A 14,832-nucleotide genomic window follows, 5' to 3' on the forward strand; every position below is an offset into this window, starting at 1 on the left:
CTCGTAACACGATCATGAGAGGGCCTTCTTGAGGCGTCTGAAGCAAATCAAGCCGCAGGCGAGGGAGACGAAGGCGTCGTGGAGTTCGGTACGGCGTTCCCAGCGGACGGCGAGGCGCTTGAACTGGTGGAGCAGGGCGAAGGTCTGCTCGACGACGTAGCGGAGCTTGCCCAGGCCCTTGATGTTCGGTGCTCCCCTGCGGGAGATGACGGGCAGGATCCGCCGGCGACGGAGCTCGTCGCGGTTGGGGTTGGAGTCGTAGCCCTTGTCGCCGAGCAGAGCCTCGGGCCGTCTGCGGGGGTGGCCGGGGCGTCCTGCGACGGGTGGGATGCCGTCGACCAGGGCGAGGGTCTGGGTGACGTCGTTGACGTTTGCCGCGGTCGTGATCACCTTCAGTGGGGTGCCGCGTCCGTCGCAGATCAGATGGTGCTTGCTGCCCGTCTTCCGCCGGTCGACCGGCGACGGACCGGTGTCGGTGCCCCCCTTTTCGCGCGGATGTGAGAACCATCCACGCACGCGCGGGACCAGTCGAGCTCGCCGGCCGCGTTCAGCTCGGCGAGCAGGATCCGGTGCAGCCGGTCGAAGACCCCTGCCTTCTGCCACCGGTCCAGGCGGCGCCAGCACGTCTGCCCCGAGCCGAATCCCAGCTCCAGCGACAGGAGTTGCCAGGCTATGTCGTTGTAGAGGACGAACAGGATGCCCTGCAGACAGAGCCGGTCCGACACCGGCCGAGGCCCCGGCGACCGCTTCGGCCACGGCGGCAGCAACGGCTCGATCAACGCCCACAACTCATCGTCCACGATCCACGGTCGAGTACCCACACCATCACGAACGGCCGAATCATCACACCGGTCACGGCCGGCCAGGGCATCTCAACAAGATCGTGTTACGAGCTCTTAGTAGGGCTTTGTTAGGTCCTGTGGTGGGGTTCGGGGGTTGCTGCGGGTTGGCCGCATATCGAGCAGGCGCCGGTCCAGGTAGCCAGGAGGGGCTGGAGTTCGCGGAGGACCGCGTAGAGGGTCAGGCCGACGCAGGGGCTTTTGGGTCGAGCCGCAGCAGGGTGCAGAAGGCCTGGGCGAGGGAGGCGAGGGTTGCGTGGCGGTGCCAGCCGAGGTAGTTGCGGCCCTCGAAGTGGTCCAGGCCGAGACCATCCTTGAGCTCACGGTAGTCGTGCTCAACTCGCCATCGGACCTTGGCGATTCGCACCAGCTCGCGTAGTGGGGTGTCGGCGGGCAGCGTCGAGAGCCAGTAGTCGGTCGGCTCGGCGGAGTCAGGTGGCCACTCGACGAGCAGCCAGCATTCGGGCAGTGCGCCGTCGGCGTTTCGCCGGATCGATCGGTTGGCCGGGCGAACCCGCAGGGCCAGGAACTGCGAGCGCATTTCGGCATTCGGGTTGCGCTTGGTGGCCTTGCTGCCCTGGCGCCAGGTGACGGTGCGGGTGGCCGTTTGTCCGGCTGTCAGGGCCAGCGCGCGCAGGGTGGTGTGCGGCTGGGGGTAGGCGGACACGGGAGGGCGGCCCTGCCCGGAGTACGGCGGGCGCTCGGGCATGGCGTCGCCGGGGTGCGCGGTCGTGGTGGCTTTGACCGCGACCGCGTAGGTCAGGCCGCGCTCGGTCAGGCCCTCGCGAAAGCCCGTGGCGTCGCCGTATCCGGCGTCGGCAACGACTGGCAGGTCTGGCAGCTCCCAGCCCTCACGGACCTCGTCGAGCATGTCCAGGGCCAGGCGCCACTTCTCCTGGTGGCGAGCAGTCTCGGGGATGCCGGCCTTGGCGCGACGGCGTCGGATCGCCTCCGCCAGCAACGCGTCGTCGCCGTGCTTGGTGTCGTCCCAGCTCTCGGGAAGGAACAGGCGCCAGTCGATGGCGGAGGAGGCACGGTCGCTGACCAGGTTCACGCTGACGCCGATCTGGCAGTTGCCGCGCTTGCCCAGAGCGCCGCAGTACATCCGTGCCACCCCCGGCGAGTCGTAGCCGTCCTTGGGGAAGCCGACATCGTCGATGGCGTACGCCTGAGGAGAGATGTGCGCCGCAGCCCAACGGGCCACCCGTTCCCGGACCTTGGAGTAGTCCCAGGTGGAGGAGGAGAGGAACTGCTGGAGTTGCTGGTGGTCCACGCCCAAGCGATCAGCCATCGGCTGCATGGACTTGCGCTTGCCGTCCAGCATCAGCCCACGCAGATACATCTCGCCCTTGGCCCGCTGGTCCCGACGGGCCAGCGAGCCCAGCATCTGAGCCGCGAACGCCTCCAGACGCGGACGGACCTTTTCCATCTCCTCAGGTGTCACACCTGAAAGAAGATCACAACCCTACTCCTGCTTGATCATCCGGGGTACCTAACAAAGCCCTATTAGTGGTCGCCGCTGGAAGTTCTTCGGGGGTTGACGTGACGGTTGGATATGTGGTCCGGGGCGCTCAGGCGTGCAGGCCGCTGCAGGGCCGCGATCACTATGGTTTTAGCGGGGCAGCCCCAGCTCGCCTGCACGCAGCCCGGCTTGGAAGCGGGAATCGGCCTCGAGTTCAGCCATCAGCTCGGCCACACGCCGCCGGTAGGTGCGCAGGGAGACGCCGAGCCGTTTTGCCGCCGATTCGTCGGTGAGGCCCGAACCTAGGGCTTTGAGGATCATGCGGCCGTCGGCATCAAGGTGCGGGATGTCGCTGCGTAGGTAGGTTTCGAGATCGACGGCGGCGTCCCAGATCGCCCGGAACAGCGAGTGAACGCCGTCGACCAGGATCTGCGATGTCGTCACTGTGTACTCGCGGCCGGTGGGGGTCTCCTGGCCGGCAAGGATCATCACTCGCCGGTCGATGAGGATGGTCTCGTGCGGCAGCGGCGAACGGCTGATCCGCACGAGAGCGCCCTTACTCCGCACCAGCCGCAGGTGCGCGCGGGCCTCCTCGTCGGCGAGTGCCACCGGGCTGAGCAGCTTTCGAGGGGTGAAGTCAGCGGTATCCGCGGCGCGCATCTGATTCCGGACCGCTGCCCTGGCCCCCGGTTGCGACCAGGTCTTGAGGTCCCGGGCGGCGCACAGGAGCTCGGTCCGCGCGGACTCGAAGAGATGACCTGCGCGCGCGACCAGCTCTGCGTCTCCTCGTACTGAAAACACCTCTTCGCTCCGCATCCCGCCAGTCTGGCAGCAAGCTGCCACGAGCTCGCTGGGCGTCGTGGCGGCGGACACCATGAGCGTCATGACGACCAAGACTTTCTCCCTCGGCGGAGAGCTGACGATCAACCGGCTCGGCTTCGGCGCGATGCGCCTGGCGATGGGCACCTTCGCCGGTCCGGCGCGAGATCCTGCGACGGGCATCGCGGTGCTCCGCCGGGCCGTGGAGCTGGGCGTGAACCACATCGACACGGCCGGCTTCTACGGCAGGGACGCGGTGTGGGCCAACGAGCTGATCCGTACGGCATTGGCCCCTTACCGTGACGACCTGGTGATCGCGACGAAGGTGGGGCCGTTGCCCGGACCGAACGGTGTGCCGAGCGGGCAGGCGACGGCTGATCAGCTGCGCGGTCTGGTCGAGGCGGATCTGCGCTCTCTAGGTCTCAACCGGCTCGACCTGGTCTATCTGCGGGTCGGCGGGATGACCGGACCGGGTGACGAGTCGATCGCCGAACGGTTCGCGGTCCTGGCCGAGCTCCGCGCGGAGGGGCTGATCCGGAATTTGGGTGTCAGTAACGTCGACGCCGCCCAGCTGGCGGAGGCCCGGGGGATCGCGCCCGTCGCGGCGGTGCAGAACCGGCACAGCAGTAACTCGGTACTACTGGCGGAATGCGAGGAAGCGGGCATCGCGTATGTGCCGTACTTTCCGCTCGGCGGCGGCGTCGGCAGCGGCCCGCTCGACGCCGAACGGCTCGGCAAGGTCGCAGCACGACTGGGCGCGACCCCCGCGCAGGTCGCGATCGCCTCGCTGTTGGCGAAGTCGCCGTCGGTGCTGGCGATTCCGGGCACCGGCTCTCTCGATCATCTGGAGGAGAACCTCGCGGCGAACGATCTCAGTCTCCGTGACGAGGACTTGTCTGACCTGCGAGGCTAACTGGTCGGCTCCGGAGGTCAGCTTGGCTGCTATGCCCATTGCCGTCGCCCGCCCGATATCCCCGACCGCCACCGAGCGGCACCGGTTGAAGAAGGCAGCCTGGGGCCACAAGACCGAGCACCGGCTGCGGGTGCGCGCGCAGATCGTGCTGCACGCGGCCCGCGGGCTGCCGAACGCGCGGATCGCCGGACGGGTCGGCGTGCACGTGGACACCGTGCGCACCTGGCGGAGCCGCTTCGCCGAGCTGGGCATGGCCGGCCTGGCTGACCGGAAGCGCACCGGACGCCCGCCCTCCTTCACCCCGCTACAGACCGCGCAGGTCAAGGCCCTCGCCTGCCAACTGCCCGCCGAGACGGGCGCGCCGCTGTCCCGCTGGACCAGCCCCGAACTGGCTCGCGAGGCCGTCAAGCGCGGCATCGCGCCCTTCCTGTCGGCCTCCACCGTGCGCCGCTGGCTCGCGCGGGACGCCCTCAAGCCCTGGCAACACCGCTCCTGGATCTGTACGCCCGCACCTGGAACGGCGAGCAGCTCGGCGCGGACGAATTCGTCGTCAGCGCCGACGAGAAGACCTCCATCCAGGCCCGCTGCCGCTGCCACCCCACTCTCGTCCCCGGCAAGGCCCGCGCGGTGCGCGTGAACCACACCTACGGCCGCGGTGGCGCACTGGCCTATCTGGCCGCCTACGACGTCCACCACGCGCAGGTGTTCGGCCGCACTGAGCCGCGCACCGGCATCGACCCGTTCATGGCTCTGGTCGCCCAGGTCATGAGCCAGGAGCCGTATGCCAGCGCCAAGCGCGTGTTCTGGATCGTCGACAACGGCTCCTCCCACCGCGGCAAGAAGGCCGCCGACCGGTTGGCCTCCGCCTTCCCCAACGCGGTGCTGGTCCACACCCCGGTGCACGCCTCCTGGTTGAACCAGGTGGAGATCTTCTTTCTCCGTCGTGCAGCGCAAGGTTGTCTCGCCCAACGACTTCACCGGCCTGACCCAGGTCCGGGACCGGCTCCACGCCTTCGAAGACCGCTACAACGCCACGGCACAGCCGTTCCAATGGAAGTTCACCACCTCCGACCTGGACGACCTGCTGGCCAGGCTCGACCGGCATACCGCCGACCACCCGGAAGAAGCTTCCGTCGCGCTGACAGCTTGATCAACCCCCGAAGGACTTCCGGAGCCGACCACTTAGTTAGGCGACCAGCTGAATGCTCGGCCGGTGTCGCCACCCTGGATGCCTTGTTGATCAGGATCTGAACGCGCCTCCAGATGGCTTCGGCGGTCTGACCATGCAGGCGGCAGGGCTCAGCTCTTGCGGACCCTTGCCTTCCCGCCCGCGTTGATCGTCACCAGCCACTTCATCTGATGCTCGTCTTGCGCAGTCTGAGCCTCGGAAGCTGCCGAGGCTCTGTCAGGGTTCCCCGCACAAGCGATGGGGTAACAGCGTGGACACGCACAGTGTTGCACCCTCTACCCATGAGCCGAATGGCAGCTTACGGTGAGGGCCTTGTAGATCAGGGGGAGAGCTGCACGGATGTTGAGCGTGAGTGAGCCCAGGCCAGCCGAGCCGTTGCGCGGAGACCTGAGGCAGAAGGACCGGATGGAGATGCTCCAGGACAGCTACCTCAGGGCGGTAGCGGCAGCGTCTGGATGCACGATGGCGAAGCCAGAGCCAGACGATGGGATCGACTGGCAGCTGACTCATTCGTCATCAGCCCATGTAGTTGACTGCCAGATCGACTTGAAGATTCAGCTCAAGAGCACTTGGACTTCCGCCCCCAATCCTTCCAATGGATTCGTTTCTGTAAACTTAAAAAATGACAGACTTGCAATGATGGCCCGCACTCCGGTCGCCGTTCATCGAATACTTGTGGCGATGATTGTTCCTAAAGAATTTGCTGGTTGGGTCGAGGCGAGTCATGATTACCTTTCCCTGAGGCATTGTGCTTACTGGCGAAGCGTTACGGGCGTGGCTCCGACGGGTGAAGATTCATCCTCCATTAGAGTCTCGACTGAGCAGATATTTGATGACGTGGCGCTGTGTAAGATCATGGAGAGAATTGGGCAGGGAGGGGCCCCATGATTTCCCCAAGTTATGAGGGAATTGCCGCCCGACTCAACGATGCGCAACTTGCACATCTCCTAGAAATCACCGGGTGGGAGAAATTCGGTGGTCAAGAGAGCGTTTACAGTCGCTGGAGGCCGGCGGGTCGAGAGCGGGCAGCAAGTTTGCTTCTTCCTCAAAATGATAATCTTGCAGACTACTCGGAGCTGCTTGCTCAGGCCGTTGCGCAGGCGTGGAAGCTTGGAAGCGCTCGCCTGCGAGCGCTGATGGAGAAAGCTGCAGCTGCGCACGTGCTCGGCGACGAGATGAAATTCCACAAGGAAGCGAGAACGTTTCAGGGGACGATCCAGTGGCTGGCCGGGGAGGACTTGCATGCAGCGGCACGTAAATCGATGGCTGTTGCTGCAAAATCACGCAAATCCAGGCTAGCTTACTACGGCAATTCTAATGCGCACCTGGCTCGTTCGTTCTTGGAGTCGGTCTTGATGGGGCAAACTGAGGTGGGTAGTTATGTGGTGACTGCCTATGTGCCTCCGCGGGAAGTTTTCACGGAAAAGAAGCTGCACCCAGGGGACACGCTCCCGTCCACGGGAACGCATACCGGGCGTGATATTACCCGGGGTCTGGTTGATGTCCTCCAAGCGACGAGGGAGGTGGTTGACCACTTTTCGAACACTGGATCTAGTGCAGGATTTCTGGACAGCGTGGATAGAGGTTTCTGTTTCGAGATCACACAAGCGGTTCGGGATCTCGTCAGAGACTCCGATGGTGCTGAGGTGGGAATTGAAATGAATGTAGCGGCCGACCTATTTTCCGATGCTCGTGTCGAGTCGCACAAAATGGAGTTTTCGCCAGCTGACTATCCTATTCTTGAGACTGCTGGCAATGTCCTTGCTGCCACGACACGGCCCCGTAGGGTTACGGTTGTGGGTGCGGTAACGCTCCTCGAGCGGCCACAGTTCGGCCGTCCTGGACTGATTCGTATTAACGTGTTGTCGGGCACCACCGCAAAAAAGATGCGCGTGAGGCTTAAGGCGGAGGATTATGATCTCGCCATGGACGCCCATCGAGACAACATGGCTATTCGAGTGACAGGGCGCCAGGAGATTGAGGGTCGATATTACTGGTTGTACGACCCGGAACGAATTGACCTGATCCCCATGGAAACGGTCCGATCTGCTGCTGAATCTCCCAGCTCTGATCAGCATCCTCTTTTCTAGCAGACTGGAGAGCCTTTCCGGAGCAGGCTGGTTAACTTCGATCACTGAATATGGGGGGCTCATGGCCACATGGCGAGACCTTTCACTGCCTTCACGCCGAGAAGTTTGGCGAGACCTCCGTGGGCTACGCACGGGGGTTGTCGGGCCTGGGCGCACCAACCCTGACCGGTCGGCTGTATTCACTGCAGCTCTAGAGCAGGCGCAACAGTTCATGGAGGCCGCAGAGTCTGCGGGGCCAGCCACTCGGCCCGTGCAGATTTTTTACTCACTATCGCAGTTCGGTCGAGCGATCTCAGCTGCGTCTAGCGCCCTTTCCGGGGAAGAGTGGTTGCTTAAAGGGCACGGCATTGGCACAAAAAACCTCGACGTACGAAATGGTCTCGATTGTGTGCAGGTCGTCCCTCATGAAAACGGCTCCTTGGCCGGGGTTGCTCGCGCAATGGGGGTTCCCCCGCTCGCAGCCAAGAGTAAATTGTCACTAGGTGAATTGTGGCCACTAATTCCAGAAGGGCAGTCGGTGCCTCTTGCAAGCGTTGGCGCGTTTCCTGCGCTCAATGTTCATGCAGGTACGTTGGTGCACCGAAATGACAAACGTTGGTGCCAGGTTTCTTTGATGCCGATACCCGCAGAAGTGAAAGCCGCTGCTGATGTAGATGCGTCAGCGCTAGAGGATTTTCTGGCGCATTACCCATCGTTGAGAGGCTGGTCTAATACTCCCGACGTTCCTGATGTTATTCAGGGGCAGAAGCAGGGGGGTATCGACTCGCTGCAGATCTACCTGCCGTCGAACCTTGAGGCTCACGCGCAAGCCGAGGAGGGAGCGGCAGAGGCCCTGGAGCGAGCTACGCTGTATCGAGGTCCGAGTGACGCGTACGTATTTCCCACTCTGGGCGGTATGACGGAATCCGTCCACCCATTTCTAGTATGGTGGGCAGTTCTCTTTGGGTTGTCGATTTTGGCGCGCTACGAGCCCGCTGGCTGGGCGGCGATGATTGATATCGACACGTCGGGTACTGCCAATGCCATTGAAAACTTGCTCGAACACGCGATTGGTGTAATCCCTCACCTTGCGCTTATTGCGATTAAGGATGTATCGGGCAGTTGAAGTGCGCCCACAGGGGTACGAAAATGTCGGGTTCCCGAGCGTGTGCTGCGCGTGGTTATCGAATAAAACAGGGAAAGTTCTATTGTTTTTTATCTGGTTGGGGGTGCGCTTCATGGAGGAGGAGGCTGATTGTCTCGGGCTCCAACGAAAGGACATGACTTTTCTTGACGCCAAGCGGAAGTGCATCAGCAAGGCAAGCCGTGAGCACCGTGACTGGAGCCGTCCATCCCGCGTATCGTCCTTCACGTGACTGATGCGTCCGTGACGGACAGGACTGAGATCCAAGCCAGCGTCCTCGCCGAGTTGACCAGCGCTTTCGGCCTCGAAGAGGTGCGGGAGAGGTGCTACCTCGCCGATGGGCTGATGAACGCGAATTGGAAGGTGGACACCCCAGCCGGAGTATTCGCACTCAAGCGGGTCACCGATGTGGCGCTTGATCGGCTAGTCCGCAATCTTGGGGTGCTGGCTTCACTGGCTTCCGATGGCATCCCGGTCGTTGCTCCCGTGCGCACCGACTCCGGGGCATTGGTGGCCGAGGTCGGCGGCGGTGTTTGGTGCCTGTTCCCGTGGGCGGCCGGCGCTCACCTCCGAGGTGTCGACCTCAGCCTGTCCCAGGCTGCTTCCCTGGGGGCGCACCTGGGGCGCCTTCACGAGGGGCTGGGCCGGGCCTGTGATCGAGGACTGCTGGCGATGCCCGAGACGGTGACCGCGGATGTGACGACGCAGGAACGCGCGGTGGAGAAGTTGGAGCGGCTGTCCGGAGCGGTGGGAGACAAGGGCACGGGCAGCGCGTTCGACGCGGCCGCGACGGTCGCTCTGGAGAAGCGAGGCGTGTTTATCCGCAAGCACGCCGGCCGTCGGCCACACGACGAGGTCCCTGCGGGCCCCCACGGGTGGACGCACGGCGATGTCCAGTACCGGAACCTGCTGTGGGAGGGCGGAGATCTGGCTGCCATCCTCGACTGGGACCGTGTCGGCGTCCGACCGTACGCCGAGGAGGTCGTGCGGACGGCCCAGGTGCAGTTCGGTGTGGACGGGGTTTTCGACCTCGGGCGGGTGTCGGCGTTCGTCCGTGGCTACCGGTCGGTGGTGCCGTTGGAAGCGTCGGCGGTGGCGGATGGTGCGCGCCGGCTGTGGTGGAAGCGGATGACAGACTTCTGGCAGCTGGAGTTTCACTACGACCGCGTTGACTTCTCGTTCGACGAGCTCTTCACGGCGGACGAGGCGTTGCTGCACTGGTGGACGGAGCGGCTCGATCAGGTTGAGGACGCGTTTGCCGCAGAGTAGATCCCGAGGGCTTCGAGCTCTGGCAGCCTGGGGCGGGTGAGGTGTGCCGCGTGGCCTTGGGCTTGTTTGCCGAGGGCGTGATGTCCAGCGGCGCTGATGGCATTCGCCCAGGCTCGTGGTCCCGCCGTGTGAGGCAGGACGATTCCGTGTGGGCCGATGGCTTCCGGGATGCCGCCTCTGTCGCTGCCGATGCTGGGGGTGCCGTGCAGCGCGGCTTCGACGATCACTCGGGGGAACGCGTCCTCCACCGTGGACGGCACCAGTAGCAGGCGATGGCCTCGGTAGAGAGTGCCCATGTCGTAGGTGCGGGGGACGTAGGTCACGTTCGGGTAGGCCGCGAACTCCTCGGCGTTGTCCCACCAGCCTTCGACCAGCGTGAAGTGCTGTTCAGGCATCATGTGGATGACCTCGTGGAGGAGGGCGGAACCCTTCGCCGGGATCGGGTTGACCATCAGCGCCGACTCGCTTCGCAGCACGCTCGTACCCTGCGAGGGCTGCACGAACGGCGGGTGGAAGACGGCGAGACGCGTACCGAGACGGTGGCTTACTCGGCCGAGCACGAACTTCGAGACGGCCAGGCCGTATTGAGGGCGACCAGCCAGGACCCCGAGGCCGGTCGTCGACACGGAGTGCAGGATGCCTGCGACGAGTGCAGAAGGCCGGGCCTGCTCCGCGAGGTCGGCCGCGCCCTCTTGAGAGGTGAACACGACATCTGGGCGTAGGCCGGCCAGCAGCTCGTGCAGGGCGGCGCCGATCTGATGCTGCGGTGAGGCGATGCAGTCCACTCCGTTCCAGCGGTAGCGGAGTACCCCCTTGACCTCGTCGTATGGGGTCTGACGTGCGTCGAGCAGGCTCCGTAACTGGGGGAGTTGTGTGGTCTGGTCCCAGGGTGCCTGGTGGGAGCCCAGGTAGACGACCTGCCAGCCGGCGGCCGCGAGTTCTTCGGCCAGGAGCTGCTGTGTGACTTCGGCGCCTCCGGTGAGGAGTGGTGGTGGGGTGCGGCGCCAGGCGAAGAGGGCGGTAGGCATGGGCGGGTCACCTCGTCCAGAACGAGACGAGGGCTTCCACTGCCTGGGCGATGCCGTCCTGGCTGGCGTCGGCAGGGATCACGGTGACCTCTTGGGAAACGGGAGGCTGTGCGCGGGCGAGGAAGTAGTCGCGGGTGTGAGTGAGGAAGGCGGGCTCGTGCAGGAAGTAGTCGGGCTCGGTGGCCGTGTGCCCTGCGGTTTTGCGGCGCAGGCTGAGCACTTCGGCGGGCACGTCGAGGTAGAGCGTGTGGTGGGGGCGTAGGTGGGGAAGGACCTGGAGCCGGTCGCGTAGCTGGTGCTGGACGGCGTACCCGAATAGGGCGTCGACGGCGTGGGCGTGAGCGAGGAGGGTGTCCACAGAGCGGTCGAGGATCACCACGGGCTTCGCGGCCGCGAGTGCAGTGCGGACGCGCACCTCCTCGACGGCCATGAATGTCTCGAAGGCGGCAACCTGTTCGGCGGCGGACGCTGTGCGTGCCGGAGGCACGGCGTCCTGACGGCCGATCTGCTTGACGTAGCAGCCCGCGATGTAGGCCCGCTCCCTGTAGCCGCACCTGCGCAAGTGACGTACCGCCGTCGACTTCCCGGCGTACGAGGGCCCTTCGATCGCGATGACCTTCACAGCGACTCCGTCCGGTAGAAGCGCTCCGCGTACGTGCAAGAACCGCCCGGGAGGTCGGCGGCGGCGGTCCAGGCGTGCCGGATCGGCCGGTACATCTTCCGGGCTGGGTACATCTGTGAGCCGTGCATCCGCAGGATGGTGCACTTGTCGAGGACCACCGAGGTGATGTCGACCAGCGAAGGCACGAGCGCGGTCCGTGTTCGGGAGCCGAAGAGATGCTGGTCGCAGCCCGCGAGAGCGTAGGTGGACCAGAACGCCAGGTCCTCCCAGAACCACCGGCATCCGAGGCGGACCGCGGCGTCGTGCACGAGCAGGTGGTCGGGGTGGCGGGTGACGGCGGCGGGGGCGAGGAGTTCGGCGTCCGGGTGGGCGGCGACGATCGCGCGGAGTTCCTCCGTGATCTGGTCGAAGCGGCCCTGGTCGTAGGGGCGGTACGGAGGCTCCGCGTCCTTGTGGCCGAGGGCGAGGCGGGTCGCGGCGAGGGGGGCCAGGGCGGCGGCACCTTCCCGATCGCGCAGGCGCGAGACCGCCGATTCCGTGCTGTAGGCGTCTTCCAGCGACGGGTGGACGCTGGTGGAGCGGGTGAAGACCGTGGCCACGGTGAGCGGGCGGGGGCGGGCGAGGAAGGTCCCGGAGGCCGACAGCGCGAAGTCGTCGTGGTGCGGTTCGAGCGCGAGAACGGGGCGGCCGGTCGGGCGGCGCAGCTCGATGAAGTGGGGCCGGCCGCTGTGCGGGGCCATCAGCTCGATGACCTTGTGGTCGTGTGCCCGGTGGCGGGTGAGGAGCTGGTGGGTCCACTGGCGATGGGCGTGGTCGAGGTCGTCGGGGAAGGCGTAGATCCCCATCGCATCCGGTACCGGCATGGGAACCGACGCTGCGGACGTGTTGGTGAGGGCGGTCGTGCCGTTCATCCGGGGCTCCTGACTCATCGGACGGTGGTCTCGTACCAGTGGCGCCACATCCGCGGGGAGCTGAGCCGAACGCGGGCGGTGACCGGGTTCTGCCACCACAGCATCCGGAGGCTCGACCATTGGTCGTAGCGGCGGGTGGAGGGGCGTACCCGCAGGTCGTCCAGAATCTTGACCGGTGCGGCGGTGGTACGGCCGTGGGCGCTCAGGCGGGCGAAGAGGTCGACGTCCTCGCTCATGAGCAGGTCCTCGCGGTATCCGCCGATCGCCTTGAACGCGGCGGCGGTGGCGAACTGGGCGACTCCCTGCGCTCCGCCGTGGCGGGCGCGGTAGTGGTCCCAGTACGCACACAACAGCCGCGCCCCGAGCCGGTCCGGCGTGTAGAGGGGCGGGATCGCTCCGCCGACGGCTCCGGCGTCCAGCGCGGATGCTGCCGCACTGATCGCTTCGGCGGGCAGGGCGACATCGGCGTCTGTGAAGAACAGCCGGGGGCTGCGCGCAGCGTTCGCGCCGGCATTGCGTACCCGGCCGATGCTGCGGACCGACTCGCTGACCACGCGGACCCCGAACGTGGCGGCCATGTCGGCGGTGGCATCGGTGGAGGCGTTGTCGACCACGATGACTTCACCCCGCTCACCGCTCGCGGCTTCCCAGTGTGCGAGGGCCGTGAGGACGGTGGGGAGATAGCGGGGCAGGTAGGCGGCTTCGTTGTGGGCAGGGATGACTACCGTCAGGCCGAAGGCGGGGCTGGTCATCGGGCTCTCCTTCTCGCGTGCGGTGCGTGGGAGTGCCCCGGGTGGGGCCGGAAGAGGTGTGGCGTCCGACGGGACAGCTCGGTCAACCGGTTGGACCAGGTGGTCCTGTTGTTGCCGGGTCTGGCATGGGTCCAGCAGCTCACGGTGAGGAAGGCCGACCATGCCGCGAGGTGGGTGTCGTTCAGGGCGTGTGGATAGGCGCCGAGGAGGGCGTGTCGGTCCCATTGCGAGTGGGCGTCCGTCATGACGAGGGCGTGCGCCAGGTCCGCCTCCCGGCGTCCGGGCGCGGCGTCGGTGAAGTCGACCAAGTGACGGGATTGCCGGGCTCCGGAGAGGACCACGTTGTCGAGGTGGGGGTCGCCGTGACACCACACGGCAGACGCCTCGTCGAAGGGGTCTGTGACGATGGCGAGGGCGGGTGCAAGCCGGTCGAGTACGTCGGACGGGCAGCGTCGACTCAGGGAGGCGACTGTCTCGATCACGGGACGCCGAGGAGCGCTGGTGGAAACCGGTACCTCGTGCATGCGGCCGAGGAGCGCGCCGAGGTCCCTCAGCGCCTGGAGGCGCGGGACGCTGCCCGAGCGCACGGCGGAGCCGAGTGTGCCGGGGCCCAAGTCGGAAGTGACCAGAGCGGTGGCGCCGGCGCTGGAGGTGGTGCCGTAGCCGAGCACCTTCGGTACGGGCACGGCGGCCGAGACCGCACGAATCGCCGTGGCTTCGGTGAGGGCGTTCCGGTGTGCGGTGTGGGAGTAGAGCTTCACGATCACGTTCGGGCCGTCGGGGAGGGTGACCCGGTAGACGGCGGTACGAGAGCCGGTTGCCAGGCGTTCGGCGGCCTTGGCGGGGCTTCCCAGGAGCAGGTTGCAGGCGCGTGAGGCCATCGGCGGGATGGGCGCGGCGAGGGGAGAGGTGGTCATCGGAGCTCCGGTTGCTCGGGGGCGAGGCCCAGGGCGCGGACGTGGCGCATGGTGCGTCGTAGGTGCGTGCGGTACTCCCGGACTTCCTCGGTGCGGGGGCAGGCGGCCTGCCAAGGCTTTTCGGGACCCACGAAGTGGATGAGGGGTGCGGAGGCGCCGGGGAGCGGAGAGCGGGCGACGACGCGTCGGGCCCAGTTGCCGCGTTCGAGGAACCGGCCGAGCTCGAAGCGGTTGTATTCGGGGCTGACCGGTCGAGCGCGGCCGGCGTGGAGGAGCCAGAGGTTCAGGGCGTCCTGGTCGTTGTGATGGATGTGCTGGCGCAGTCGGACCAGTGCGTGGCCGACTCCGTGACGTACCCGTGGCAGGTCGGCGACGTGGGCCCACAGCAGGCCGGCGTTGTAGTACGGCCTGCCCTTCAAGTGAGGCCAGCGTTCTGCGGCACCCGGCAAGGCATGGCTGTCGCCCACGGACGGGCCGAACTCGTCCCGTACAGCGCCCACGTCACCCAGGCGCAAGTCGTTCAGCGGTGCGCTCAGGTCGCCTCGCACGAGAGTGTCGGCATCGAGGTAGATCAGATACGGGCGTCGGACGAACGCGGCGGTGAAGTCGAAACGCAGGTAGGTGGCGACGCTGATGTAGGAGGAGTCCGCCATCCGCGCGGTACGCAGCGGGGAGCGGTGGGCCAGGTCGAACGAGCCGAAGCCGACGCGTCGCGCCAAGTGCGAGAGGAGCACGGCCTCGGACGGAGTCAGGTCGAGGGTGAGGACGCGCAGCGCCACGTCCCGGCGGGCTCGGGGAGTGAGGCTGTCGGCGAGGGCGGTGATGGTGGCCAGGCCGGGGACGAGGTAGCGCTGGTCGAGGCATAAGCCGAATGCGTACACGGCGGAGTCGCCTTCCA

General features: G+C 66.0%; 16 protein-coding genes and 1 pseudogene. 8 read left to right on the plus strand and 9 right to left on the minus strand.

Annotated elements, in window-relative coordinates:
• Positions 1-12: 12 nt before the first annotated feature.
• The 3 genes from ACF1B9_RS14150 to ACF1B9_RS14160 form a co-directional block, all read right to left on the minus strand.
• A protein-coding gene (locus ACF1B9_RS14150; protein ID WP_391742661.1) for an IS5 family transposase occupies positions 13-803 on the minus strand; the annotation gives its coding sequence in 2 pieces (ribosomal slippage) (positions 13-488 and positions 488-803; 792 coding nt in all).
• A 217-nt stretch (positions 804-1,020) separates the two neighbouring features.
• On the minus strand, positions 1,021-2,283 hold the full coding sequence (locus ACF1B9_RS14155; RefSeq protein ID WP_391742460.1) for an IS701 family transposase: 1,263 nt from the start codon (positions 2,281-2,283) through the stop codon (positions 1,021-1,023).
• Between the two features lie 168 nt (positions 2,284-2,451).
• Complete coding sequence (locus ACF1B9_RS14160) at positions 2,452-3,117, minus strand: DNA-binding response regulator (protein WP_391742659.1); 666 nt, start codon at positions 3,115-3,117, stop codon at positions 2,452-2,454.
• Positions 3,118-3,184: 67 nt separating this feature from the next.
• Here ACF1B9_RS14160 and ACF1B9_RS14165 point away from each other — a divergent pair, with 67 nt between their 5' ends.
• From ACF1B9_RS14165 to ACF1B9_RS14200, 8 genes and pseudogenes are all read left to right on the plus strand, one after another.
• Positions 3,185-4,033 (plus strand): oxidoreductase, encoded by an 849-nt coding sequence (locus tag ACF1B9_RS14165; protein WP_391742459.1) that lies wholly within the window; start codon positions 3,185-3,187, stop codon positions 4,031-4,033.
• Between the two features lie 31 nt (positions 4,034-4,064).
• Entirely contained in the window at positions 4,065-4,670 is a 606-nt protein-coding gene (locus ACF1B9_RS14170; RefSeq protein WP_391742458.1) for a helix-turn-helix domain-containing protein, read from the plus strand.
• A pseudogene (locus tag ACF1B9_RS14175) lies at positions 4,667-4,909 on the plus strand (IS630 family transposase); the annotation flags it as partial. The gene ACF1B9_RS14170 and the pseudogene ACF1B9_RS14175, both read left to right, overlap by 4 nt.
• A 67-nt stretch (positions 4,910-4,976) precedes the next feature.
• Positions 4,977-5,183: a hypothetical protein gene (locus ACF1B9_RS14180; RefSeq protein WP_391742673.1), complete on the plus strand. Its 207-nt coding sequence runs from the start codon at positions 4,977-4,979 to the stop codon at positions 5,181-5,183.
• 444 nt (positions 5,184-5,627) lie between these two features.
• Complete coding sequence (locus ACF1B9_RS14185; RefSeq protein ID WP_391742456.1) at positions 5,628-6,110, plus strand: DUF4365 domain-containing protein; 483 nt, start codon at positions 5,628-5,630, stop codon at positions 6,108-6,110.
• Positions 6,107-7,312 carry a hypothetical protein gene (locus ACF1B9_RS14190; RefSeq protein ID WP_391742454.1) on the plus strand — a complete coding sequence of 402 codons (1,206 nt, stop codon included), beginning with the start codon at positions 6,107-6,109 and terminating at the stop codon, positions 7,310-7,312. Before ACF1B9_RS14185 ends, ACF1B9_RS14190 begins: the two co-directional genes overlap by 4 nt.
• A gap of 61 nt (positions 7,313-7,373) precedes the next feature.
• Positions 7,374-8,417 (plus strand): YaaC family protein, encoded by a 1,044-nt coding sequence (locus ACF1B9_RS14195; protein ID WP_391742452.1) that lies wholly within the window; start codon positions 7,374-7,376, stop codon positions 8,415-8,417.
• A 246-nt stretch (positions 8,418-8,663) separates the two neighbouring features.
• The gene (locus ACF1B9_RS14200; RefSeq protein ID WP_391742451.1) at positions 8,664-9,704 is read left to right on the plus strand and encodes a phosphotransferase; all 1,041 of its coding nucleotides are present in this window, start codon (positions 8,664-8,666) and stop codon (positions 9,702-9,704) included.
• On the opposite strand, the gene ACF1B9_RS14205 is transcribed toward ACF1B9_RS14200, so the two are convergent.
• From ACF1B9_RS14205 to ACF1B9_RS14230, 6 genes are read right to left on the minus strand one after another with little or no spacing between them, the layout of a single operon-like run.
• Positions 9,674-10,732, minus strand: coding sequence for a glycosyltransferase (locus ACF1B9_RS14205; RefSeq protein WP_391742449.1), 1,059 nt, complete (start codon positions 10,730-10,732; stop codon positions 9,674-9,676). The two genes, ACF1B9_RS14200 and ACF1B9_RS14205, sit on opposite strands and share 31 nt — an antisense overlap.
• A 7-nt stretch (positions 10,733-10,739) precedes the next feature.
• Positions 10,740-11,354 carry a dTMP kinase gene (locus tag ACF1B9_RS14210; protein WP_391742448.1) on the minus strand — a complete coding sequence of 205 codons (615 nt, stop codon included), beginning with the start codon at positions 11,352-11,354 and terminating at the stop codon, positions 10,740-10,742.
• Positions 11,351-12,265: a PIG-L family deacetylase gene (locus ACF1B9_RS14215; RefSeq protein WP_391742447.1), complete on the minus strand. Its 915-nt coding sequence runs from the start codon at positions 12,263-12,265 to the stop codon at positions 11,351-11,353. Before ACF1B9_RS14215 ends, ACF1B9_RS14210 begins: the two co-directional genes overlap by 4 nt.
• Before the next feature lie 14 nt (positions 12,266-12,279).
• Complete coding sequence (locus ACF1B9_RS14220) at positions 12,280-13,017, minus strand: glycosyltransferase (protein WP_391742446.1); 738 nt, start codon at positions 13,015-13,017, stop codon at positions 12,280-12,282.
• Entirely contained in the window at positions 13,014-13,934 is a 921-nt protein-coding gene (locus ACF1B9_RS14225; protein WP_391742444.1) for an aminoglycoside phosphotransferase family protein, read from the minus strand. The genes ACF1B9_RS14220 and ACF1B9_RS14225 overlap by 4 nt, the downstream gene beginning before the upstream one ends.
• Positions 13,931-14,815 carry a glycosyltransferase family 8 protein gene (locus ACF1B9_RS14230; protein WP_391742443.1) on the minus strand — a complete coding sequence of 295 codons (885 nt, stop codon included), beginning with the start codon at positions 14,813-14,815 and terminating at the stop codon, positions 13,931-13,933. Before ACF1B9_RS14230 ends, ACF1B9_RS14225 begins: the two co-directional genes overlap by 4 nt.
• Positions 14,816-14,832 lie beyond the last annotated feature (17 nt).

This window comes from Streptomyces sp. NPDC014727 (genome assembly GCF_043083485.1).
Taxonomy (GTDB): Bacteria; Actinomycetota; Actinomycetes; order Streptomycetales; family Streptomycetaceae; genus Streptomyces.